Below are 22756 nucleotides of genomic sequence, written 5' to 3' on the forward strand. Positions count from 1 at the left end.
AGGTATTAACGATGATCCTACAAAGTGAAGGAGCTAAAACCAGCCGCGATTAGCTCCGCATTTTGTGTGGCATTCAGCGCAGCACCCTGGCGGAGGTTGTCCGCGCAGACGAAGAACTCCAGGGCACGCGGGTCGTCGAGCGAGCGCCGCACCCGCCCCACCCAGGCCGGATCCGTTCCCGCGGCGTCCGAGGGCGTCGGGAACTCCCCCGCGGCCGGGTCGTCCACGAGGACCACCCCGGGCGCCGATTCCAGGATCTCCCGGGCGTGCACCGCCTCGACGACGCTCTCGAAGCGGGCCCGTACGGTCAGCGAGTGGCCGGTCAGCACGGGTACCTGTACGCAGGTCACGGACACCGGCAGCTCCGCCAGTTCCAGGATCCGACGGGTCTGCGCCCGTACGGCCAGCTCGTGCGAGGACCAGCCGTCCTCGCGCAGCTCACCGGACCACGGCAGCACGTTGAGCGCGAGCGGACCCGCGAAGGGCCCGGTGTCCTCGCCCACGGCGCGGCGCACGTCCCCGGGAAGCTCCCCCAGGGAGCTGCCGGCGACGAGGGACAGCTGGCGGCGCAGGGCCTCCGAGCCGACCCGGCCGGCCGCGCTCGCGGCCTGGTAGGTGGAGACGGCCAGCTCGGCCAGCGCGTACTCGGCGTGCAGTGCGCCCAGGGCCGCGATCATCGCCGCGGTCACGCAGTCGGGCCCGGCGACGATCCCGCGCGGCCGGATCCGGGCCGCGTGGCCGTTCACCTCGGGCACCACCAGCGGTACCTCGGGGTCCTCGCGGAAGGCCGCGGACTGGTCCACCACGACGGTCCCCCGCGCGGTGACGACGGGGGCCCACCGGGCCGAGACCTCGGCCGGGGTCAGGAAGACCGCGATGTCGCCCGCCCCGAGGCCGTCGAAGGCGTCTTCGGTGAGGGCGAGCACCTCGGTCTGCGTACCGCGCACGGTCAGCCTGCGGCCGGCCGAGCGGGCGGAGGCGATCAGGCGTACGTCGCCCCAGACATCGGCCCGCTGGGACAGCATCTGGAGCAGGACGGTGCCGACGGCTCCGGTCGCCCCGACCACGGCGAGTGCCGGAGCCGGGACGGACCGGGCCGCGGGCGGGTTCAACGTCCCGTGCCGCCGTAGACGACGGCTTCGTCGCCGCTGTCGTTGTCGAGTCCGAAGGCCGTGTGCACGGCGCGGACGGCCTCGTTGACGTCGTCCTGGCGGGTCACGACCGAGATCCGGATCTCCGAGGTGGAGATGAGCTCGATGTTGACGCCCGCGTCGGACAGCGCCTGGAAGAACGAGGCGGTGACGCCGGGGTTGGTCTTCATGCCCGCGCCGACCAGGGAGATCTTGCCGATCTGGTCGTCGTAGCGCAGGGACTCGAAGCCGATGGTGCCCTTCGCCTTCTCCAGGGCGTCGATGGCCTTGTGGCCCTCGGCCTTGGGGAGGGTGAAGGAGATGTCCGTCAGACCCGTGGAGGCGGCGGACACGTTCTGCACGATCATGTCGATGTTGATCTCGGCGTCCGCGATGGCGCGGAAGATGGCCGCGGCCTCACCCGGCTTGTCCGGGACGCCGACGACCGTGATCTTGGCTTCGGAGACGTCGTGAGCGACTCCGGAGATGATGGCGTGCTCCACCGGCTCGTCCCCTTGCGGATTCTCGTTGCTGACCCAGGTGCCCGGCAGTCCCGAGAAGGACGAGCGGACGTGGATCGGGATGTTGTAGCGGCGCGCGTACTCGACGCAGCGGTGCAGCAGCACCTTGGAGCCGGAGGCCGCGAGCTCCAGCATGTCCTCGGAGTTGATCCAGTCGATCTTCCGGGCCTTCTTCACGACGCGGGGGTCCGCGGTGAAGACGCCGTCGACATCGGTGTAGATCTCGCAGACCTCGGCGTCCAGCGCCGCGGCGAGCGCGACGGCGGTCGTGTCCGAGCCGCCCCGGCCGAGGGTGGTGATGTCCTTGCTGTCCGCCGACACACCCTGGAAGCCGGCGACGATGGCGATGTTGCCCTCGTCCAGCGCGGTGCGGATACGGCCCGGCGTGACATCGATGATGCGCGCTTTGTTGTGGACCGAGTCGGTGATGACGCCTGCCTGGCTGCCGGTGAACGACTGGGCCTCGTGGCCCAGGTTTTTGATCGCCATGGCCAGCAGGGCCATGGAGATCCGCTCTCCCGCGGTCAGCAGCATGTCGAATTCGCGCCCGGCAGGCATCGGGGACACCTGCTCGGCGAGATCGATCAGCTCGTCCGTCGTGTCGCCCATCGCGGAAACCACGACGACCACTTGGTGGCCGTTCTTCTTGGCATCCACGATCCGCTTGGCAACACGCTTGATGCCTTCGGCATCGGCTACGGAGGAGCCTCCGTACTTCTGCACGACAAGGCCCACGTGCGCTCCTCGCTCAGTCCGTCTCATTGCTGGTGCAGTCTAACTAGCGGCCGCGATACGACCGCTTCGTACCACATCATGAGACGAAAAGATCAGCAGACGGGTTCCCCCGCCGACGTGTTTTCCCGGATGTGGCGCTCGGGGACGTCACCGCCGGCCGAGTTGGCCGAGCTCCTCCGCCATGACCTGACCGGCCTGCTCGGCGAGCTCGTCCTCCGCCAGGTCCTCGTCCGTGTCCAGCCCGTCCAGGGCGGCCAGTGGCTGGTCGAGGCGGACGTGCGCGATCAGTGACTGGAGGGCGCGCAGCGTGGCCGACGCCGTCGGGCCCCAGTTGGTGAAGTACGAGAACTGCCACCACCACAGCGCCTCGGTGATCCGGCCCGCCTGGTGGTGGATGAGGCCGTGGCGCAGGTCGGCGACCATGTCCGCCAGGTCGTCGGAGATCCGGTGCGGGACCGGGGCCTTGCGCGGCTCGTAGGGGTCGAAGACCTCCGAGTAGACGTCGACCGGCTCCAGCATCACGGAGAACCGCTCGCGCAGGTCCTCGACGTCCGGCTCCGGGCCCAGGTCGGGCTCGTAGCGCTCGTCGGGCAGGACATCCTGGTACGCGCCCAGCCGGCCGCCCGCCAGCAGCAGCTGGGACACCTCCAGGAGGAGGAAGGGCACCGCGCTGTCCGGGTCCTCGCCCTTGGCCACCTCGGTGACCGCGACGATGAAGGACTCGATCTGGTCCGCGATCGAAGCCGCGAAGTCGTCCGGATCCAGTCCCAGGGCGTGCAGCGTTGCGTCAGACATCGAGAAGTCGCCTTCCTTCAAAGGCCCGCCCCAGCGTGACCTCGTCCGCGTACTCCAGATCTCCCCCGACGGGGAGCCCGCTGGCCAGGCGGGTGACCTTGAGGCCCATGGGCTTCATCATGCGGGCGAGGTAGGTGGCGGTCGCCTCGCCCTCCAGGTTCGGGTCGGTCGCGATGATCAACTCGGTGACCGATCCGTCCGCGAGCCGCGCCAGCAGCTCCCGGATGCGCAGATCGTCCGGTCCGACGCCCTCGATCGGGCTGATCGCGCCGCCGAGGACGTGGTACCGCCCCCGGAATTCGCGGGTCCGCTCGATCGCGACGACGTCCTTCGACTCCTCGACCACACAGATGACCGTGAGATCGCGGCGCGGATCGCGGCAGATGTTGCACCGCTCCTCCTGCGCCACGTTCCCGCACACCGCGCAGAACCGGACCTTGTCCTTGACCTCCAGCAGCGCGTGCGCGAGGCGGCGGACATCGGTGGGCTCGGCCTGCAGGATGTGGAAGGCGATCCGCTGCGCGCTCTTGGGCCCGACGCCGGGCAGCCTGCCCAGTTCGTCGATCAGGTCCTGGACCACGCCTTCGTACAACGGACTGCCTTCTTTCGGTTCTGAGGAGTGCTGGTGGGGGAAGGGAAAGCGGGACGGGTCCTAGAACGGCAGGCCGGGGATACCGCTGCCGCCGCCCAGGCCCTGCGCCAGCGGGCCCAGCTTCTGCTGCTGGAGCGCCTGCGCATTCTCGTTGGCCGCCTGGACCGCCGCGACCACCAGGTCCGCGAGCGTCTCGGTGTCCTCGGGGTCCACGGCCTTCGGGTCGATCACCAGCGCGCGCAGTTCACCGGAACCGTTGACGGTCGCCTTCACCAGGCCGCCGCCGGCCTGGCCCTCGACCTCGGTGCGCGCCAGCTCGTCCTGCGCCACGGCGAGGTCCTGCTGCATCTTCTGGGCCTGCTGGAGCAGCTGCTGCATGTCGGGCATGCCACCACCGGGAATCACAGGTCACTCACTCCGTAGCGTCGGGCCAAGCGCCGGCGGCTTGGTCAATCCGAGCCTACGTGCTCCCCGGGCGCCGCGCCCTACGCCGTGAGGACCAACTCTTTCGAGTGAGAGACGGGGCGTGCGCGTACCTGATGACGCCCCCCTTGCGGGCGGAAATCCCGGGAATCGTCGCCCATCGCGTCTCATTCGAAGGTAGGAAGAGCATGCGCACCATTGCGCACACGCGCACCACCACACGTTCAGCGCAGGCAAGAGGGAGTGCCCGGGTGAGTCAGCCGGAGATGCAGCCCGAGGGGCCACCCCGGGATCCCGCGGAGGACGGCGACCTTACCGGCCGGCCGTTCCCCCTCGGGGACTGGGGCGAGCCCGCCGAGCGGCTCGACGAGCTCTACCGACGGGTCGAGGCCGATGCGCTGCGCACCGCCGAGTGGTACCTGTCGGACCGGGCGTGGAAGCGCCGCGGGGCCCGGATCCTGCGGATCGGGGCCGCCGTCGGCGCGGTCACGGGCGCCGCGATGCCCCTGCTGGAACTGACCGGCTCGGCGCCCGGAGCGGCCTCGTACGGCTATCTCGCGCTGCTCCTGGGCGCGGCCTGCCTGGCCTGCGACCGGTTCTTCGGCCTGACCTCCGGCTGGATGCGGGACGTGGCGACGGCGCAGGCCGTGCAGCGGCGACTGCAGACCCTGCAGTTCGACTGGGCCACGGAGAACGTGCGCGAGATCCTGGGCCCGACCGAGGGCACCGCCAGCGAAGCCGCGGAGCGATGTCTGACCGTGCTGCGCCGCTTCTCGGAGGACGTCACCGAGCTCGTGCGGTCCGAGACCGCGGAGTGGATGGTCGAGTTCAGCTCCGGCCCCGCCCCGCTGGTCATGCAGTCCCTGGGCGCGGGCGGATCCCGCTCGGAGGCGTACGTCCCGCCGGCCCGCTTCCCGCTCCCCCCGGGCACCCGCCCGAACATGCCCCGGCAGAGACCGCCGGAGCAGCCGCGCTGACACCGGGACGGGTCCGGCTCCGCCGTGCGGAGCCGGACCCGTCCGGGGCGTACGCGCGGGGCCCGCATGCGTGCGGGCCGCGTCAGCTGAAGATGATCATCGAGCCCTGGCCCAGGCTCCGGGTCGCCGCCGCGTGCAGGCCCAGCCATACGTGCCGCTCCCGCGCGAAGGGGCTGTCGTCGTACGGGATCGGCCCGGCCGGCTCCTCCAGCGACGTCGGGCGCCCCGGGGGCGCCGGCGCCACGGGCGGGTTCCGGGGGTCTATCCCGATCGCGGGAGCCACCAGCGCCAGCTCGCGCAGCAGGCCCTGTGCGGACCCCAGCGGCCCGCCCCCGGCCAGCAGCTCCTCGTTGGCCAGCGGGTACGCGAAGTCCACGGGGACGTAGGCCCCCGCGTGGTCGTAGTGCCACACCAGGTGCGACTGCTGAGCCGTCGGCTCGAACATCTCCAGCAGTTGCTCGTAGTCCCCGCCCAACTCGTCCACCGGCGTCACCGGCAGCCCGCAGATCTGGAGCAGGTACGCCCGCCGCAGGAAGTGCAGGGCGTCGTAGTCGAAACCGGCCACCGGGGCGACGTCCCCGGAAAGCCCCGGCATGTACGCGAACACCGGCACGGACGGCAGTCCGGCCTCGCCCAGCGCCTTGTCGTACGAGGCGATCTCTTCCGCGAAGGGATTGTCGGGGCTGTGGCACAGCACGTCGACAAGGGGGACCAGCCACAGGTCACAGGCCACTCGGCCTCCGATCAGTCGTTGTCGCCGATCGGGCCAGCGTAGTGCGCCGGACACGCTCAGCGAAGGGGTGAGTGGACCCGAAGATACGCAGGGCGCGGATCCGGCGTGGTGCCGGACCGATCCACGCCTACGGCTCTCCCGGGCCCACCCGCCAGACCCATGCGTCGCGCACCTTCTCCGGTTCCCGGCCCAGCAGCCCGGTGATCAGACCCCGTAGCTCGGTGTCCCGGTCCTGGAAGGGCAGGACGACCGCGCCGGCCTTCCAGTACTCCAGGTCCTGGCGGGCCTGCAGCCGCCAGGAGTCGGTGATCTCGGGCGGCTGCCCGCCGTAGCGGACGTCGCGCAGGAGGTTCGAGAGGTGCCGCGGGGTGGCTCCGTAGATGCCGACCCGGTCGGGGCCCCACGGGCCGTTGAAGTAGCCGCCGGCCAGCCGGAAGCCGAAGTCCGCCTCCACCTGCCAGTGCAGCGCGTCCGCCTGGCCCGGGTCCGGCAGCGGTACCGGAACGAGTGCCTCCCCGTCCTTGACGTAGCCCTTCCAGTCCCCGGAGGTGATGAAGGCGGGGACCGGCGCGCGGTCCCGTACGGTCAGCGGCAGCGGCAGGACCGGGATCAGCGCGGCCGCCACCCCCAGCAGGCCCAGCGTCCGCACCTCCCGCGTGGGCAGCCGCAGGATCCGGTCGAGCGCCAGGGCGAGCAGGATGCCCAGGACGGGGGCGCACACCATCGCCACGCGCCCCTCGATCACCGACTCGAAGAGCGGCAGCTTGATCATCAGGCGCCAGGGGCCCGGCAGCACGATCTCCGTGCGGGGTACGGGCACCCACGGCCCGAGGGACAGCAGCAGCGCGACGAAGCCGGTGAGCGCGAGGGCCCGTACGGCCTTGCTCCGCCACAGCCACACGCACACGACGACGCCGAAGGCGAGCAGGGGCCAGCCGTAGAAGGCGTTCTGCTCGGTGGTGTTCAGGGAGAGCTTGCCGGCCGTCTCGGGGTCTCCGAAGAGCGAGCGGGAGGCGTACTCGATCAGGGCGCGCGGGCTGTTCCCGGCGTTGTCCCCGTGCAGGACCGAGTGGTAGCTCTGCGGGCCGAAGAACTGCCAGTACAGCGGCACGGCCACCAGCGGCAGGCACACGCCGAGCGCGACGAGCAGACCGGAACCCAGCGGGCGGGCGGCCGCGAGGGCGCGGCGGGGGGCGACCACGAGGTAGGCGAAGCAGAAGACCAGCATGCCGAGCGCGGCGATGAGCAGCGGTTCCTCGCCGATGAAGATCTGGTACGTCGCGAAGAGGCCGAGCAGGACCCCGTCACGCGTCGCGCCGCGACCCTCGCGGTGGCCCTCGCACAGGCGCAGGGCCCGGTCGATGATCAGCGGGATCATGAAGAGGACGACGAAGTTCGGGTGGCCGTTGGCGTGCGAGACCATCGGCGGCGCGAAGGCGGCGAGCGCCCCGCCCGCGGCGGCGGCCCAGCGGCTGCGCACGAACCGGCGGCGGATCAGCCAGTACCAGGTCCAGGCACTGGCGGCCATGCCCAGCGTGAGGACCAGCGCGAAGGTGACGGTCTCGCCGAAGAGCAGCGTCACCGGGATCAGCGGGATGTTCAGGCCGAGCATCGTGGCGTTGGCCATCAGGTTCACGCCGTCGGGCATGCCCTGGGAGAGGGTGAAGAGCGGGTTGCGGAGGTGGGTGATGTTGTCGGTGGTGACGCCGACGAACCACTCCCACTGGTTCTGGTCCTGGAGCGCGTCAGCGAGGTAGGCGCCGTCGAGGTCCCGCCACAGGCCCTGGAAGACGTAGAAGGAGAGCGCGAGGAACGCGAGGGCCACGGCGAGGCCGCCGGCGTTGAGGCGGAACAGTTCGCCGAGGGCCCGGCGGCGGTCGGGGCGCGGGGCGTTCGGGGTGGCCGTCTCCAGGGTGGCCGTCTTCGGGGTGCCGGTGCGGCGGGCCGCGAGTTCGACCTCCGCCACGGGCCAGCCCTGGCGGCGGATCCAGCGCAGGACCTCGGCGTCGATGGCCGGTCCGTCGAGGGTGGAGGCGGCGAAGGCGGCGCGGGCACGGTCGCCGTCGAAGAGGGCGAAGGCGCAGGTGTCTGCGCGGAATCCCGGTATGCCGGGGATGCCCAGGGTGCGGACCAGGCCGTTCCGGGAGCGTCCTAGGACCACGGCGGGGCGGGTGTCCGGGTGGGCGTCGTCGGGGTGGGCGTCCTGGTCCAGGGCCTCTTCGAGGCGGGCCAGCTCGTCGAGCGGGGTGGTGAGGGCGGGGTCCGTGAGCAGCACCCGGTCGCCCGTGGAGGCGAGCACTCCGGCGCGCAGGGCCGCGCCCTTGCCGCTCCGGCCGTCGCCACTGCCGGTGTCGCCGAGGCGGATCAGCCGGATCCGGGGTTCCGCGACGTCGATCCCGGGTTCCGCGGCGTCGATCCCGGGTTCCGCCGCGTCGGCCGCCGCCGTCGGGGCGGCCGCGTCGCCGGTGACCACGATGAGTTCCCAGGCGCCGGGGCCCGTGCCGCAGTGCGCGTCGAGGTGCTCGCGCAGAGCGGTGAGGTTCCGCTCCGGAACGGGAGCGGGGACGACGACGGACAGCCCGACCGCGCCGAGCCAGCGTGCACCGGAAGCGGCCCGTGTCTCCTGGTCGCCGCTCACGGCGCTCTCCCCGCTCATGCGCCCGCCGCCTTCAGGCCCGCGGCCCAGTCGAGACCGTGCTGGTTGTACGCGTGCACGAGGCGTCGTACCTCCTCGGCGTCGGCGCGGGTCACCGCGTCCATGAGTTCGTTGTGACCGGACCACAGCTGGGCACGCAGGTCCGGGTTCGCCTTCATGTAGGGCACGGAGAACACCCAGCACTGCACCCGGATCCGGTGCAGGAACTCTGAGATGTAGATGTTGCCGACCAGCCCGCTCAGCTCCCTCCAGAAGCGCAGGTCGTAGCCGATCAGCACTTCGAGTGAGCCGTTCAGCGCCGCCCGCCGCGCCTCTTCCGCCCGGCGGCGCACCGAGACGATCCGTTCCCCGGAGCCGGGGGCGGTGCCGCGTTCCACGAGCCTGCGGAAGATGCCTTCCACGATCAACGTACGAGCCTCGATCATGCCCCGGAAATCGTCCACGGAGAAGACTCGGACGCGGAAGCCGCGGTGCTGGACGGAGTCGAGCAGGCCCTGCGCGGAGAGATCGACGAGGGCCTCGCGGACGGGGGTCGCCGAGACCTCGTACTGCTCGGCGATCTGTTTGACGGTGAACTCGCTGCCGGCCGCCAGGCGTCCCGCGAGCACCTCGTCACGCAGCGCGTCCGCGATCTGCTGGCGAAGTGTGTTGCGGGTGACAGCGCCGCTGCCTGGCATAGGGGTCCGTCTCCATCTGTGGGCTTCGGACACCTTAGGCCAGGCAGGACGGCTGAAACCGATCGGTTTGTGGCCGCTATGTGGATTTAGTGCCCGTTATCCGGACGGGCGCCGCCCCTCTTCTTGATCGCTTTCCCCTGCGCGGGACCGCTCACGGGCACCCGCACAGGGGTGTCCTTGCTGCTCAAAGCCTGTTCAGGGCTTCCGTGCGGCCCGGCGGGGGGTCGCACGCCGAAGCCCGGTCGAGTGGTCGACCGGGCTTCCGCAAGGGCTCCGTAGGCGGCCTGTACGCCCTCGGTGCGCCCTCTGCACGCCCTCGGTACGCCTCCGTACGCCTCGGTCAGGCCGAAACGTGCCGGTCGGCGACGGTCAGCGCGTCGTCCAGCAGGGCGAGGCCCTCCTTCGCGTCCGCCTCCGTGATGTTGCACGGAGGGACCACGTGGGTGCGGTTCATGTTGACGAACGGCCACAGCCCGGACGCCTTGCAGGCCGCGGCGAACTCGGCCATCGGCGCGTTGTCGGCGCCCGCGGCGTTGTAGGGGACGAGCGGCTCGCGCGTCTCCTGGTTCCGTACGAGTTCCAGGGCCCAGAAGGTGCCCAGGCCCCGCACCTCCCCGACCGAGGGGTGCCGCTCCGCGAGCTCGGCGAGGGCCGGGCCGATCACGTTCTCGCCGAGGTGGGCGGAGTGCTCGACGATGCCCTCCTCCTCCATCGCGTTCATCGTCGCGACGGCGGCGGCGCAGGCGAGGGGGTGACCGGAGTAGGTCAGCCCGCCCGGGTAGGGGCGCGTGGCGAAGGTCTCGGCGATCGCGCCGGAGATCGCGACGCCGCCGAGCGGGACGTAGCCGCTGTTGACGCCCTTGGCGAAGGTGATCAGGTCGGGGGTGACGTCGAAGTGCTCGGCGGCGAACCACTTGCCGGTCCGGCCGAAGCCCGACATGACCTCGTCCAGGATGAAGACGATGCCGTAGCGGTCGCAGAGCTCGCGCACGCCGGCCAGGTAGCCGGGCGGCGGGGTCATGATCCCGGCCGTGCCGGGGACCGACTCCAGGATGATCGCGGCGATCGTCGCCGGTCCCTCGAAGGCGATGGTGTCCGCGAGGTGGGTGAGGGCGCGCGCGCACTCCTCGGCCTCGGTGGTCGCGTGGAAGGGCGAGCGGTAGAGGAACGGCCCCCAGAAGTGCACGACGCCCGCGGCGGCCGTGTCGGAGGGCCAGCGGCGCGGGTCGCCGGTCAGGTTGATCGCGGCGGAGGTGGCGCCGTGGTACGAGCGGTAGGTGGACATCACCTTCTGCCGGCCGGTGTGCAGCCGGGCCATGCGGACGGCGTTCTCCACGGCCTCGGCGCCGCCGTTGGTGAAGAAGATCTTGTCGAGGTCGCCGGGGGTCCGCTGCGCGATGAGGCGTGCGGCCTCGGAGCGGACGTCGACGGCGAAACCGGGGGCCAGGGTGCAGAGCGTGGCCGCCTGCTCCTGGATGGCGGCGACGACCTTGGGGTGCTGGTGACCGATGTTGGTGTTGACCAGCTGGGAGGCGAAGTCGAGGTAGCGCTTGCCGTCGTAGTCCCAGAAGTGCGACCCCTCGGCTTTGGCCACGGCGAGCGGGTCGATCAGGGCCTGGGCGGACCAGGAGTGGAAGACGTGAGCGCGGTCGGCGGCCTTGACGGTGGCGCCCGGGGTGACGTGAGGGGTCATGCCCGCCACCGTAGAAGTGCGCAGGTGGGGAGGGATATCGGCGGTCTGTATGCGGGTGGGGGGCGGGTCTCGGCAGTCTGTCTGGGGAGAGATTGACAGTATGCTGTCGTGATGTCAGTATGCTGTCATAAAGCGCAGGTGACCGGTAGGCGACACTGGAGGCGAGCACGATGAGCGAGACCCAGGCGAAGACGCAGGCGGAGACCCAGGCGAAGACGGGCGCGGGGACGGTCGCGGGGACGCGGGCGGGAACCGGGACCGAGCCCCACACCGCGCCCGCAACGCCCTCCCCCACTCCCCCCACGGTCCACGTCGCGGTGTACGACACGTACGCCGACTGGGAGACGGGCCACACCACCGCGCACCTGACCCAGCACGGCTACGAGGTCCGCACGGTCGGCGTCGCCGCCGGACGGCCCGTCACCACGATGGGCGGCCTCCGCATCCAGCCCGACCTGGCCCTGTCGGACCTGCGCCCCGAGGAGTCCGCGCTCCTCATCCTGACCGGCGCCGGGCTGTGGGACGCGGGCGACGACCTGGCCCCCTTCGCGGCGAAGGCCGAGGAGTTCCTCGCGGCGGGCGTCCCGGTCGCCGCGATCTGCGGAGCCACGGCCGGCCTGGCCCGCGCCGGAGTCCTGGACGGACGTACACACACCAGCGCGGCCCCCTTCTACCTCGGCGGCCAGCCGGGCTACGGCGGCGCCGAGCGCTACGTCGAGGCCGACGCCGTCACCGACGGCGACCTGATCACGGCGGGCCCCACGGAACCGGTGGCGTTCGCCCGCGAGGTCTTCGCCCGCCTCGGGGTGTACGAGCCGCACGTGCTCGACGCCTGGTACCGCCTGTTCCACGACTCCGACGCGAGCGCCTACCCGGTCCTGATGGCGGCGGAAGCGGAAGCGGCGGAAGCGGAGCCGAGCGATGCGTAACGACCCCCCGACCCCGACCGGCGGGCAGGCCTCACCGACGGATCCGCCGCCGTCACCCCGCACAGACGCCGCGCCCACCCCGGACCACGGGCCCGGCGCGGACGCGCCCCCACCGGCCGGGGCCGCGGCCGCGCACGCCGACACCCGAACCGCCTCGGGCGAGCCGGGCCACCCCGGCCCGGCCCCGGCCCCGGCCGGCGTTGCGGCATCCCGCGCCGGGAGGTCCCGTACGACCGCGGCCGACGTGGACGCCGCACCCGCCGGGCCCTCGAGGCCCTCCGGCGCGGGCGGATCCGCGGACCCGGACCCGGGACCTGCGCCGGACCCGGGCCCGGTTCCGCCCGGGTCGGAGGTCGTCGGCGCGGCTCCGGCGGCGCGGGGCAGAGGGCCGCGGGACAACTCCCAGCGCACCCGGCAGGACCTCCTGAGCCGCACCGCCCTCGGGGTGTTCCGGCTCAACGGCCAGTTCCTCTCCGTCTCTGAGGAGCTGGCCCGCCCGGCGGGACTGACCGCAGCCTGGTGGCAGGTGCTCGGCGCCGTACTGCGCGAGCCGCTGCCCGTCGCCGGCATCGCCCGGGCCATGGGCATCACCCGGCAGAGCGTGCAGCGCATCGCCGATCTGCTGGCCGCCAAGGGCCTCGCCGAGTACGTGCCGAACCCGGCCCACCGCCGGGCGAAGCTGCTACGTCCCACGGACGCCGGCCGCGCCGCGGTCGCCAGGATCGGCCCGGGCCACGCGACGCTGGCCGCCCGGCTCGCGGAGGTCCTCGGCGAGGACGGCTTCGCCGAAACGGTCCGCGTCCTGGAACGCCTGTCGGCCGCCCTGGACACCCTGCCGGCCCTGCCGCCGGACCCCCCGGCCGTCTAGGCCGTCCCCTATATGAGGGCGGTACTCGGGTCGATGGCCCAGTGGTTGGCCGACAGCACCCGGTCCGCGAACGTCACCTCGCGTCCGGCGACGAACCGGAAGCCGAGGGAACGGCAGATGCCGTTGGAAGCACCGTTGCCCGTTGCGGGAAACGCGTGCACGAGTCCCCAACGGCCCTCGTCCCGCGCCTGTTCGAGCAGGGTACGGACGGCCAGTTTGGCCAGTCCCCGTCCCTGGTGTTCCGGCAGGACCATCCATCCGATCTCCGACATGGGCCCGTCGTCACTCTCGTGGGACCACAAGGTCACTGTTCCCGCGACCACTTCGGGCGCGGCCGGATCGGGGACGACCATCTTGATCCAGTCGAGATCCGCGGCCACCCTGTGGACATCCCGCCGGACCTTGTCCTCCATGCCCGCACGCGGCAGCGGTCCACCGAGGTCGGCCATCATGACCGGATCGCACCGCATCCTGACGTAGGCGTCCACGTCGCCGAGTTCGACATTGCGCAGCTGCACTGGGCCCGCTCCCCTGCTCGTCACACTCCCCGCATGATCGGATATCCCGATCACCGCACCCTCGCATCCCTGGTGAGGCTGGAACCACAGCCGCCGGGCCTGTAACCGGCAGCCGCCGGGACGACCGCCCGTTCCCGTTCGCACGGCCCCGGGAGCGACCCGCCCGCAAGGCCGGCCTGCCCGGACGCGCGCCCCCGCTCCAACGGAACCACCTGCCCGGCCGAACCGGCTCGGCCGAAGACCCGCCTCCCCCTGGCTACGGGGCCGAAGGCGCCCGGCCCACGCAGGCCCTCGGGCGCACCTCCACCCAGGCCCTCGGGCGCATCTCCCATCCGTACGGCTGGTGCACCTCCCACCCGTACGGCTGGTGCGGCCTCCGCAACGGGTCCGGCCCGGACCCCGGCCCCTCCGGCCCCGCTGCCGCCTTGGGCCAACCCCACCCCCGCAACCGGCATCGTGCCCTGTCGCACTATTGTCGGGCTCCGGCGAGTCCCAGGGGGAGGACCACCTGTCATGGAACAACTGCACTCGCGCGACGCGGAGCACATCGGTCCGTACCGCCTGCTCGCCCGCCTCGGAACCGGCGGAATGGGCCAGGTCTACCTCGGCCGCGCCGAGGACCACGACCCGGGCACGGGGACCGGCGCCGGCACGGGAACCGGCACCTCAGCCCCCACCCGTACGGGCAACCGCACCCGCACCGCCGCCGTGAAGCTGATCCACCCCCACCTCGCCGCCCACCCCGACTTCCGCACCCGCTTCCGCCGCGAGGCCGACGCCGCCCGCCTCGTCGGCGGGGACTGGACCGTCGCCGTCCTCGACGCCGACCCCGACGCCGAGATCCCTTGGCTGGCCACCGCCTACATCGCCGGGCCGAGCCTGCGCCAAGCCGTGGCCCGCGACTTCGGCCCGCTGCCGACCGGCTCCGTACGAGTCCTGGGCGAGGGGCTCTCGTACGCCCTCCAGGACATCCACCGCGCCGGCCTCGTCCACCGGGATCTGAAGCCCGGCAACATCCTGCTCACCGCCGACGGCCCCCGCGTCATCGACTTCGGCATCGCCCGGGCCCTGGGGGCCACCGCCGATCCCTCCCTCACGCAGACCGGCGAACTCCTCGGTTCCCCCGGCTTCCTCGCCCCCGAGCAGATCAACGGCACTCCCGTCACCGCGGCCTGCGACGTGTTCGGCCTCGGCACCGTGCTCGCCTACGCCGCCACCGGCCGGCTGCCCTTCGGGGACCCGGACCAGCCCGGAGGCATCGCCGCGCTGCTGATGCGGGTCACCGAAGCGGAACCCGACCTGGCCGGCATACCGGCCGAACTGCGTGACCTCGTACGCGATTGCCTGCACAAGGACCCGGCCGCCCGGCCCCACCCCGCCGAGCTCCTCGAGCGGCTCACCCCGGACGGCCGGAAGGACCCCTCGGAGTCCTGGCTGCCCGCGCCGCTCGTCGCGCGGCTCGGACAGCACGCCATAGCCCTGCTGGACCGCGTGGACGCAGGCCCGTACCGCGCCGAGCCGGTGACCGTGCCCGCCCAGCGCACCGGAGCGGAACCGGAACCGGGCCCGGGTCCGGGTACGGGCCTGGGCGCGGGTCCGGCCGCGGGTCTGGGTACGGGCCCGGCGGCGCCGGCTCCGACGCCCATACCCGCCCCCGCACCGACGCTCGCTCCCGTGCCCGGGGCGGACTCCGGCCATGCCTATGACTACGGCTACCGCCCGTACCCCGACCCCGGCCCCACCGCCGGCGCCCGCTCCCGGCCCGCGGCCGCCTCCACGGCCCTGCTCGTCGCCATCGCCGCGGTCGTCGCCGTGGCCGCGGGCGGCACGGTGTACACCATCATGAGCAGCCCCGGTGCCGGTTCGCCCGGCGGCGTCTCCGCGGCCACCCCGTCCGGCTCCTCCGGGTCCTCCGGCCCGCAGGGCACCGGGGACACGGTCGCTCCGAACACCGGCACCGGCACCACTCCGACCCCTTCCGTCACTCCGGCCACACTCCCCGAGGCCTACGCCGGCAGCTGGCGGGCCGTGAACGGCGAGCAGAGCTGGCAGCTCACCCTCAGTCCCGGCACGACCGGCGCCCGCGTCATGTCCCTGACGCTCCAGTCCCCCGGACTCAGCTGCGCCTGGACCGCACCGCTGCGCTCCGCCACCACCGGCAGCGTGGAGCTCGACCCCTCCACGGTGATCTCCGGCACGCCGCCCTCGTGTTCACCGGGCGGCCGGAGCACGCTGCGGCTGCTCCCCGACGGGAACCTGGTGCGGGAGCTGGACGGCAGCACGGCCGCTCCGCTCACGTACCGACGGCGCTAATTATTTCGAAGTCAATAAGCCTGCAAGCAAAGCTTGTTGCATTCCGCGCTCCCCCCGCACACTGCGGCACATGGAGCCGTTGAAGGTAGTGGCACAACTGTGGGAGCGGATCGAGGCACGCGACTGGGACGGAGTGGCCCTGCTGATCGACGCGGACGCGGTGATCGAGTGGCCCGTGAGCAGCGAACGCATCGTCGGTCGCGACAACTTCATCGCCGTCATCAGCGATGACGACTACGCGGACGAGAGATCCGTCGAGGTGCTCCGGATCCTCGCGGACGGCGATCTCGTCGTGACCGAGGTGGAAATACCTCAGGACCACGTCGTCTATCGTGCCGTCTCCCTGTGGACCGTACGGGACGGGCGGATCGCCGGCGCGCGGGAGTACTGGACCAGCCCCGGCCAGGACCCGGCCCCGCGCTGGCGTGCCGGTTTCGTCGAGCCGCTCGCGGAGCCGCTCGCCGAATCCCTGGCGGCCGACTGAGCTGCGCCCGCGGCTCCACTGACCCGGGTGTGGGCCAGTTCGCCAACCAGCCATGGGTGACCCCTGAGTAGCCCCTGTCATACCTGAGAGCCACTTGGGAAGTGGGCTCTGCAGTGGGACGCCGACGAGGGCTCCTGATTCCTAACTTCGTGACCAGAGAACAACGCGTCACCGCCTCTCTGGCACGAGCGAAGGAAGGGACCCCATGAGCCGCAGGCCCACCGCACGTCCCGACGGCCGCACCGGCGGCCGGCTGCGCCGCACGCTGCTGGCCGGACTCGTCGCCGCGGCCGTGGTGTTCCCCGTCTCCGCCGCGGCTTCCCCGAACGTGCCCGCGCCGGCCCCGGCGGTCCTCGGCGAGGGCTCCGCCCTCCCCGACCGGTACGCCGCCAACCTCGCCAACCTCGACGAGGCGGCCCGTACGGCGGAGAGCGCCGGCCGCGGCGGCCGCGCGGCGAAGCTCAGAGCGATGGAGGCGGGCGGCGACGCCCGGTTCCTCGTCTTCGACGGGCGCGGCAAGGGCCGGGCGATAGAGGTGTTCGGCGATCTGGAGACCGCCGACCGGGTCGCGGTCCTGGTCCCCGGGTCGGACACGACGCTGGACACCTACCAGAGGTTCCGTGCCGGAGCCGTCTCCCTTCAACAGCGCCTCCTCGCCGGGCACCCCCGCTCCGCCGTGGTCGCCTGGCTCGGGTACGACACCCCCGGCACGGTCAGCCCGGCCGTCCTGACCGCCGGCCGAGCCGACGATGCCGCCGCCGAACTCGGCTCCTTCCTGCCCAGCCTGGCCCGGCTGGCCGCGCCGGAGGCCCACCTCTCGCTGCTCTGCCACTCCTACGGGTCCGTCGTCTGCGCCCGTACCGAGACCGGGTCGGAAGTCACCGACATCGCGCTGTTCGGCAGTCCGGGCACGGGCGCAGATTCCGCCGCGCAGTTGCCGACCCGGGCCCGGGTCTGGGCCGGGCGGGGCGGCGCCGACTGGATCTCCGGCGTCCCGCACGTCCGCGTCCTCGGAGTGGGCTTCGGCGCCGATCCCGTGGACCCGGCCTTCGGAGCCCTGCCCTTCGCGGCCGGCTCCGGCGGTCACAGCGACTACCTCAAGCCGGGCACCGCGTCCCTGAACGGCCTGGCCGGGATCGTGCTCGGCGACTCCGACGGCTCCCTCGACTCCCCGGAGGTCTCCCATGCGCGAGCGTGAACCCCTCGCCCGCTGGTCCGCTCTCGCGGACCGCATCGACGCCGGAACCCCCGCCCACCGGGACCGGTCCGTGGACGCGCTCCGGGCCTTCGCCATCCTCGGCGTGGTGCTGGGCCACTGGCTGGTCACCGCCCTCACCAGTGCCGACGGCGGCCTCGCCACCACCAGCCCGCTGGCCCACATGAGTGCGCTGGCGCCGGTGTCCTGGGTGTTCCAGACCTTGGCCGTCTTCTTCCTGGTCGGCGGCCACGTCGCCGCCCAGGGGTACGAGTCGGCGCGCGGCCGCGGGGTCCCGTACAGGCAGTGGGTCAAGCAGCGTCTCGGCAGGCTGTTCCGGCCGGTCGCCGCCGTGCTGGTCCTCTGGAGCCTCGCGTCCGGCGGCATGCTGCTCGGCGGGGTCGCCGCGGACACCGTGGGGACCCTGCTCAAGCTGGTCCTGTCCCCCCTGTGGTTCCTCCTCGTCTTCGCCGCGCTCACCGCCGCGACCCCGCTCGTCGCCCGGCTGAGCCCGCTGTGGCCGCTCGCCGTGGTGGCCGCGGTCGACGTCTGGCGCTTCGGGTTCGGCGGGCCCGCGTGGATCGGCTGGGTCAATGTGGCCGCCGGCTGGCTGGTGCCCTACACCCTGGGCGCCGCATGGTCCCGGGGTGCCTTCGCCCGGCGCACCCCGGCCATCCTGCTGCTGGGTGGCGGGATCGCCGCCACGGCGGCACTGATCCTCTGGGGCGGGTACCCCGCTTCGATGGTCGGCGTCCCCGGTGCCGCGATCTCGAACCTGAACCCGCCGACGCTGGCAGCCGTCGCTTTCGGCCTGGCCCAGTGCGGGCTGGCGCTGCTGCTGCGGGAGCCGCTGGCCCGGGTGATGAGCCGGCCGCGGGCCTGGGCCACGGTGGCGCTGGTGAACCTGTCCGCCATGACGATCTTCCTCTGGCACCAGACCGCGATGATGGCGGTCACTGCCCTGGGACTGCTGGTCTCCACCGATCTGCCCGGCCTGCACACCGCGCCCACCTCCGCACAGTGGATAGCCGTCCGACTGCTCTGGCTGCCCGTGTTCGCGGCCGCGCTGGCGGTCTGCTGGGCCGCCTTCCACACCTACGAGCAGGTCGGTCGCCGCTCCCGGGGCCGCTCCCGGCGCGGGTCCGCCGGGGCGCCGGCCAAGCCCTCACGGATCGTCGCCTCGTCCGCCCCGACCCACGAAAACGCCTCCCTCACCGCCCAGACCGCCCCAACTCCGGCCCGGGACAGCACAGTCACCGGCCCGGCAGCTCACGCCAAGGAGACCCTCCGTGCCTAGGCTGGACGACGTGGACGACGTAGACGATCAGAGCGAGCCCTCACCCCAGGGCCAGGCCCCGACCCCGGCCCCGGCACAGCGGGCGGCCGCTGCTGCGACCGTGCCCATGGCCGGCGGGGAACCGGGGGGCTCCCCCTCCAGGGCTTCGGCCGTGGTGCGGAGCGTGGCCCTGGGGCTGCTGGACCTGAAGGCCGACCCCCTGCCGAGGATGTCGAAGCCCCGCTGGCTGGCCTGGCTCCCTCACCTCGTGCTCCTCTATCTGGCGGTCGCCTTCTTCGCCGTGACCACGGAGCAGCTCGGCAACCACTACGGGGTCCACGGCTCAGTCCGGCAGTTGCTGGCGATCCTGGTCGGCGGGTCCGTCGTGATCGCGATGCGGTGGCCGATGGCCGGGTACTGGCTCGGCCTGACCGCGGCGGGACTGATCGCCGCGCAGATCCACGGCCACGTGGGCCAGGGCCAGAGCTGGCCTTGGATGCCCGCGGGGATATTCGCCTTCGCCCCGGTGCTGCTGCTGGTGGCCCTGCGGGTGCCGCCCCGGGTGACCGTCGGGGCGGTGACCCTCGTCGTCGCCTGCACCGGCCTGGCCGAGGGCGTCTTCAAGCCCGAGCACAGCGGCACCACCGCCCCCGGTGCCATCCTCTTGTTCGCCTTCACGGGCCTCCTCGGCTACGCCCTGCGCGCCACCCGGCTGACCCGCACACAGCTCGTCCGACAGGAGACCCTCACCGAGGAGGAGCGCGCCCGGCGCACCCTGCTGGAGGAGCGCAGCCGCATCGCCCGTGAGCTGCACGACGTCGTCGCGCACCACATGTCGGTGATCTCCATCCAGGCGCAGGTGGCCCCTTACCTCGTGGAGAACCCGTCGGAGGAGCTCAAGGAGAACCTGGCCGGGATCCGCGCGAATGCCGTGGAGGCGCTGACGGAGCTGCGCCGTGTGCTGGGGGTGCTGCGTTCCGAGCAGGCGGACGAGGCCGCCGATCTGCACCATCCGCAGCCCACGCTCGCCGAGTTGGGCGGCCTCGTGGACAACGTGCGGGGCGCCGGGCTGGAGGTCACCGTGGAGATCGCGGGCATCCGCCGACCACTGTCGCCCGGCGTGGAACTGACGGCGTACCGGATCGTCCAGGAGGCGCTGAGCAACTGTCTCCGGCACGCGCCGGGTTCCCGGGTGGAGGTCGGCATCGCCTACGGCCCCCGCGACGTGCACCTGTGCGTCGCCAACACGGCTCCCACCCGACCGGCACCGCCGACCATGGGAGCGGGGCACGGGCTGCTGGGGATGCGGGAGCGAGCGGGCATGCTGGGGGGTGAGCTGGCCGCCGGGCCCCGCCCCGACGGGGGGTACGAGGTGAGCGCCGTGCTCCCGATGGATCCCGTGTCCCCGGGCGGCGCGGCCGCACTTGGCCCCGAGACGAAGAAGAAGGACTCATGACCGCTGCCCCGATCAAGGTGATGATCGCCGACGACCAGATGATGGTCCGACAGGGCTTCACCGTGCTCCTCGATGCCCAGCCCGACATCCAGGTCGTCGGTCAGGCCGTCGACGGCGCCGAGGCCGTGGCCAAGGTCGCCGACCTGGCCCCGGACGTGGTCCTGATGGACATCCGGATGCCCGGGATGGGTGGCATCGAGGCCACCTCCCTGATCACCGGCGCCCCGGGATCCACGGTGAAGGTGCTGGTACTGACCACCTTCGACCTCGACGAGTACGTGTACGAGGCGCTGCGCGCCGGCGCCTCGGGCTTCCTCCTCAAGGACGCCTCGGCCGATCAGCTGGCCGAGGCGGTCCGCGTGATCGCCGCCGGGGAGGCGCTGCTCGCGCCGAACATCACGAAGCGGCTGATCACCGAGTTCTCCCGGCTGGGGGCTCCTCGTGCGCCTTCGAAGGCGCGCCTGGACGAGCTGACGGAGCGCGAGACGGAGGTCCTGTCACTGGTCGCCCAGGGCATGTCGAACGCGGAGATCGCCGGGCACCTGATCCTGGCCGAGCAGACGGTCAAGACGCACGTGGGCCGGATCCTGGTGAAGCTGGGTCTGCGGGACCGCACACAGGCGGCGGTGTTCGCGTACGAGACGGGCCTGATCCGTCCGACGGGCTACTAAAAGTAGCCCGGGTAGTACTTGAGGGGGACCCCGGGAAATCCCCTTCAGCGGCGACGCGGACCAGGCGGGGGCCCGCCTACCGTGGGGTACATGACCGAGACCACACCCGGGGCGACCCCCCGGACACCCGAGATCCGACTGGCTTCGGGCTTCGTCCAGAGCCTGCGCGAGGCGCTGATCACCGACGCGTTCGCCTATCGGCCCCTGGCCCCGATGCGCACGGACGGGCCGCTGACCCGGCGGCTCCCGAAGCGGATACGGGTGGAGGCCGCGCACCTGCCGCACGCGGTCGTCTGCCTGATCGCGTTCTTCGTGGTGGTCTTCACCTCGATCACCACCGGCCTGCCTCAGGCAGCTGCCCTGGTGATGGGGCTGCTCGCGGCAGCCCCCATCGCGATGACCCTGGTGCGGCCGCTGGGCGCGTTCTGGGTCGCCGTGGCGGTCACCATGGTCTTCTCGGTCATCAGTGGGTCCGATCCCAACTGGCCCTGGATCCCCGCCACCTTCTTCTCGTACCTCGCGACGGTGACGCTGGTGGCGATGCGGACCAGTCCCCGGACGGCCGGCTGGATGTGGGTGGTCACGCTGTCGATCGGCATCGGGACGTCCATCGTCCTCGGTCACGGCCAGAGCATCAACGTCGGCCCGATGGCCTTCGCCTCGGCGCTCGCCCTGCTGGCAGTGAGCATCCGCAACATCCGCAAGCAGGCGGAGCAGGAGGTCACCGCACAGCAGGAGGTCACCGCCGTCGAGCGGGACCGGCGGACCTTGCTGGAGGAGCGGACCACGATCGCGCGGGAGCTCCACGACGTGGTCGCGCACCACATGTCGGTGGTGGCCATCCAGGCGGAGGCCGCGCCCTACCGGGTGAAGAACCCGCCGCCGGAGCTGGAGGCCGCGTTCGTCACCATCCGGGAGAACGCGGTGGCGGCCCTGACCGAGCTGCGCCGGGTGCTGGGCGTCGTCCGCTCCGCCGACTACGAGGCGCCGGACGCCCCGCAGCCGACGCTGGCCTCGCTGGACGGGCTGTTGGCCAATGTGCGGGAGGCCGGGCTGAGCGTGGACAAGACCGTGACGGGCGCGGTGCGCGAACTGCCGCCGGGCGTGGAGCTGTCGGCCTATCGGATCATCCAGGAGGCCCTGAGCAACACCCTGCGGCACGCGCCGGGCGCGAGCGCCGGGGTCGAGGTCTCGTACGTGCTGGGCGGGCTGGGCCTGCGCATCGTGAACGACGCCGGCACCGGGGACGTGCGCCCCTCGCCGGGGGCCGGGCAGGGGGTCACCGGGATGCGCGAGCGGGTGGCCATGCTGGAAGGGGAGATGACCGCCGGGGAGCTGGCCTCCGGCGGGTTCGAGGTGGCGGTGTTCATACCCGTGGCCGGCAGCCGCCCGGACCCGGCGAAGGATCCGGCATGACGATCCGTGTGCTCATCGTCGACGACCAGATGATGGTCCGTGAGGGTTTCTCCGTCCTGCTGAACGCGATGGAGGGCATCGAGGTCGCCGGGGAGGCGGTGAACGGGCGGGAGGCCATCGCCCAGGTGGCGGCGTTGAAGCCGGATGTGGTGCTGATGGACATCCGGATGCCGGAGATGAACGGCCTGGAGGCGACCCGGGAGATCGTGGCCGCCGACACGGACGCGAAGGTGCTGGTCCTGACGACCTTCGACCTCGACGAGTACGTGTACCAGGCACTGCGGGCCGGCGCGTCCGGCTTCCTCCTCAAGGACGCCTCCGCCCGCCAACTGGCCGATGGGGTGAGGGTGGTGGCCGCCGGGGAGGCCCTGCTGGCGCCTTCCGTGACCAAGCGGCTGATCACGGAGTTCTCGAAGTTGTCGGAGACCCGGACGCAGGTGGGCTCGGCGGGCGTCACGGAGCTGACGGAGCGGGAGACCGAGGTACTGGTGCTGATCGCACAAGGGTTGTCCAACGCGGAGATCGCGGATCGGCTGATCATCGCCGAGTCCACCATCAAGACGCACGTGAGCCGGATCCTGGTCAAGCTGGGACTGCGGGACCGCACACAGGCGGCGGTGTTCGCGTACGAGACCCGGCTGGTGACCCCCGCTTAGGGAATCCCGAAAAGTTGTCCACAGCTGTGGACAACTTTTCGG

General features: G+C 72.1%; 21 protein-coding genes. 11 read left to right on the forward strand and 10 right to left on the reverse strand.

Translation table 11 applies throughout. The features are described 5' to 3' along the window. Positions 1-17: 17 nt before the first annotated feature. The 5 genes from ACFYYB_RS37485 to ACFYYB_RS37505 all read right to left on the reverse strand — a co-directional run bounded on the left by ACFYYB_RS37485 (position 18) and on the right by ACFYYB_RS37505 (position 4178). Entirely contained in the window at positions 18-1112 is a 1095-nt protein-coding gene (locus ACFYYB_RS37485; protein ID WP_389442198.1) for an aspartate-semialdehyde dehydrogenase, read from the reverse strand. After that, entirely contained in the window at positions 1109-2386 is a 1278-nt protein-coding gene (locus tag ACFYYB_RS37490) for an aspartate kinase (protein WP_327305404.1), read from the reverse strand. Before ACFYYB_RS37490 ends, ACFYYB_RS37485 begins: the two co-directional genes overlap by 4 nt. Positions 2387-2533: 147 nt before the next feature. Continuing rightward, a complete protein-coding gene (locus ACFYYB_RS37495; RefSeq protein WP_266879868.1) occupies positions 2534-3181 on the reverse strand; it encodes a DUF5063 domain-containing protein in 648 nt (215 codons plus the stop codon). Further along, a complete protein-coding gene (gene recR, locus ACFYYB_RS37500; RefSeq protein ID WP_243330636.1) occupies positions 3174-3773 on the reverse strand; it encodes a recombination mediator RecR in 600 nt (199 codons plus the stop codon). The genes ACFYYB_RS37495 and recR overlap by 8 nt, the downstream gene beginning before the upstream one ends. A 60-nt stretch (positions 3774-3833) precedes the next feature. Next, positions 3834-4178 (reverse strand): YbaB/EbfC family nucleoid-associated protein, encoded by a 345-nt coding sequence (locus ACFYYB_RS37505; RefSeq protein ID WP_327305406.1) that lies wholly within the window; start codon positions 4176-4178, stop codon positions 3834-3836. Between the two features lie 269 nt (positions 4179-4447). Between ACFYYB_RS37505 and ACFYYB_RS37510 the strand changes: the two genes are divergently transcribed. Next, positions 4448-5173, forward strand: coding sequence for an SLATT domain-containing protein (locus tag ACFYYB_RS37510; RefSeq protein ID WP_389442204.1), 726 nt, complete (start codon positions 4448-4450; stop codon positions 5171-5173). A gap of 82 nt (positions 5174-5255) precedes the next feature. Here ACFYYB_RS37510 and ACFYYB_RS37515 read toward each other — a convergent pair whose 3' ends face one another. From ACFYYB_RS37515 to ACFYYB_RS37530, 4 genes are all read right to left on the reverse strand, one after another. Continuing rightward, entirely contained in the window at positions 5256-5906 is a 651-nt protein-coding gene (locus ACFYYB_RS37515; RefSeq protein ID WP_389442207.1) for a hypothetical protein, read from the reverse strand. A 127-nt stretch (positions 5907-6033) separates the two neighbouring features. After that, a complete protein-coding gene (locus ACFYYB_RS37520; protein WP_389442210.1) occupies positions 6034-8562 on the reverse strand; it encodes a glycosyltransferase family 2 protein in 2529 nt (842 codons plus the stop codon). Then, positions 8559-9239 (reverse strand): GntR family transcriptional regulator, encoded by a 681-nt coding sequence (locus tag ACFYYB_RS37525; RefSeq protein ID WP_327305409.1) that lies wholly within the window; start codon positions 9237-9239, stop codon positions 8559-8561. The genes ACFYYB_RS37520 and ACFYYB_RS37525 overlap by 4 nt, the downstream gene beginning before the upstream one ends. A 340-nt stretch (positions 9240-9579) precedes the next feature. Beyond that, positions 9580-10932, reverse strand: coding sequence for an aspartate aminotransferase family protein (locus ACFYYB_RS37530; protein ID WP_389442215.1), 1353 nt, complete (start codon positions 10930-10932; stop codon positions 9580-9582). A 170-nt stretch (positions 10933-11102) separates the two neighbouring features. Between ACFYYB_RS37530 and ACFYYB_RS37535 the strand changes: the two genes are divergently transcribed. Together ACFYYB_RS37535 and ACFYYB_RS37540 are read left to right on the forward strand one after the other, a co-directional pair. Next, complete coding sequence (locus ACFYYB_RS37535; protein ID WP_389442218.1) at positions 11103-11861, forward strand: type 1 glutamine amidotransferase family protein; 759 nt, start codon at positions 11103-11105, stop codon at positions 11859-11861. A 424-nt stretch (positions 11862-12285) separates the two neighbouring features. Then, a complete protein-coding gene (locus ACFYYB_RS37540; protein ID WP_389442369.1) occupies positions 12286-12729 on the forward strand; it encodes a MarR family winged helix-turn-helix transcriptional regulator in 444 nt (147 codons plus the stop codon). Positions 12730-12737: 8 nt separating this feature from the next. Here the strand turns inward: ACFYYB_RS37540 and ACFYYB_RS37545 are convergent, their stop codons facing one another. Beyond that, positions 12738-13247, reverse strand: coding sequence for a GNAT family N-acetyltransferase (locus ACFYYB_RS37545; RefSeq protein ID WP_389442221.1), 510 nt, complete (start codon positions 13245-13247; stop codon positions 12738-12740). A gap of 513 nt (positions 13248-13760) precedes the next feature. Here ACFYYB_RS37545 and ACFYYB_RS37550 point away from each other — a divergent pair. The 8 genes from ACFYYB_RS37550 to ACFYYB_RS37585 all read left to right on the forward strand — a co-directional run bounded on the left by ACFYYB_RS37550 (position 13761) and on the right by ACFYYB_RS37585 (position 22714). Beyond that, positions 13761-15560 (forward strand): serine/threonine-protein kinase, encoded by a 1800-nt coding sequence (locus ACFYYB_RS37550; protein ID WP_389442222.1) that lies wholly within the window; start codon positions 13761-13763, stop codon positions 15558-15560. 70 nt (positions 15561-15630) lie between these two features. Next, a complete protein-coding gene (locus ACFYYB_RS37555; protein ID WP_389442224.1) occupies positions 15631-16044 on the forward strand; it encodes a nuclear transport factor 2 family protein in 414 nt (137 codons plus the stop codon). A gap of 205 nt (positions 16045-16249) precedes the next feature. Next, entirely contained in the window at positions 16250-17242 is a 993-nt protein-coding gene (locus tag ACFYYB_RS37560) for an alpha/beta hydrolase (RefSeq protein ID WP_389442226.1), read from the forward strand. Further along, the gene (locus tag ACFYYB_RS37565) at positions 17229-18536 is read left to right on the forward strand and encodes an acyltransferase (RefSeq protein ID WP_389442229.1); all 1308 of its coding nucleotides are present in this window, start codon (positions 17229-17231) and stop codon (positions 18534-18536) included. The genes ACFYYB_RS37560 and ACFYYB_RS37565 overlap by 14 nt, the downstream gene beginning before the upstream one ends. Further along, positions 18529-19971 (forward strand): sensor histidine kinase, encoded by a 1443-nt coding sequence (locus ACFYYB_RS37570; RefSeq protein WP_389442231.1) that lies wholly within the window; start codon positions 18529-18531, stop codon positions 19969-19971. Before ACFYYB_RS37565 ends, ACFYYB_RS37570 begins: the two co-directional genes overlap by 8 nt. Beyond that, positions 19968-20642 (forward strand): response regulator, encoded by a 675-nt coding sequence (locus tag ACFYYB_RS37575; RefSeq protein ID WP_389442233.1) that lies wholly within the window; start codon positions 19968-19970, stop codon positions 20640-20642. Before ACFYYB_RS37570 ends, ACFYYB_RS37575 begins: the two co-directional genes overlap by 4 nt. Before the next feature lie 90 nt (positions 20643-20732). After that, complete coding sequence (locus ACFYYB_RS37580) at positions 20733-22058, forward strand: sensor histidine kinase (RefSeq protein ID WP_389442236.1); 1326 nt, start codon at positions 20733-20735, stop codon at positions 22056-22058. Next, on the forward strand, positions 22055-22714 hold the full coding sequence (locus ACFYYB_RS37585) for a response regulator transcription factor (protein WP_266906319.1): 660 nt from the start codon (positions 22055-22057) through the stop codon (positions 22712-22714). Before ACFYYB_RS37580 ends, ACFYYB_RS37585 begins: the two co-directional genes overlap by 4 nt. Positions 22715-22756: the final 42 nt, after the last annotated feature.

The organism is Streptomyces sp. NPDC002886, assembly GCF_042888445.1.
Taxonomy (GTDB): Bacteria; Actinomycetota; Actinomycetes; order Streptomycetales; family Streptomycetaceae; genus Streptomyces.

What these genes read in the sequence shown, in the direction of transcription:
- ACFYYB_RS37525 (WP_327305409.1), bottom strand. Translation starts at nt 9,239, where the DNA reads ATGCCAGGCAGCGGCGCTGTCACCCGCAACACACTTCGCCAGCAGATC.
- ACFYYB_RS37575 (WP_389442233.1), top strand. Translation starts at nt 19,968, where the DNA reads ATGACCGCTGCCCCGATCAAGGTGATGATCGCCGACGACCAGATGATG.
- ACFYYB_RS37585 (WP_266906319.1), top strand. Translation starts at nt 22,055, where the DNA reads ATGACGATCCGTGTGCTCATCGTCGACGACCAGATGATGGTCCGTGAG.
- ACFYYB_RS37565 (WP_389442229.1), top strand. Translation starts at nt 17,229, where the DNA reads ATGCGCGAGCGTGAACCCCTCGCCCGCTGGTCCGCTCTCGCGGACCGC.
- ACFYYB_RS37555 (WP_389442224.1), top strand. Translation starts at nt 15,631, where the DNA reads ATGGAGCCGTTGAAGGTAGTGGCACAACTGTGGGAGCGGATCGAGGCA.
- ACFYYB_RS37495 (WP_266879868.1), bottom strand. Translation starts at nt 3,181, where the DNA reads ATGTCTGACGCAACGCTGCACGCCCTGGGACTGGATCCGGACGACTTC.
- ACFYYB_RS37530 (WP_389442215.1), bottom strand. Translation starts at nt 10,932, where the DNA reads ATGACCCCTCACGTCACCCCGGGCGCCACCGTCAAGGCCGCCGACCGC.
- ACFYYB_RS37550 (WP_389442222.1), top strand. Translation starts at nt 13,761, where the DNA reads ATGGAACAACTGCACTCGCGCGACGCGGAGCACATCGGTCCGTACCGC.
- ACFYYB_RS37535 (WP_389442218.1), top strand. Translation starts at nt 11,103, where the DNA reads ATGAGCGAGACCCAGGCGAAGACGCAGGCGGAGACCCAGGCGAAGACG.
- ACFYYB_RS37560 (WP_389442226.1), top strand. Translation starts at nt 16,250, where the DNA reads ATGAGCCGCAGGCCCACCGCACGTCCCGACGGCCGCACCGGCGGCCGG.
- ACFYYB_RS37580 (WP_389442236.1), top strand. Translation starts at nt 20,733, where the DNA reads ATGACCGAGACCACACCCGGGGCGACCCCCCGGACACCCGAGATCCGA.
- ACFYYB_RS37520 (WP_389442210.1), bottom strand. Translation starts at nt 8,562, where the DNA reads ATGAGCGGGGAGAGCGCCGTGAGCGGCGACCAGGAGACACGGGCCGCT.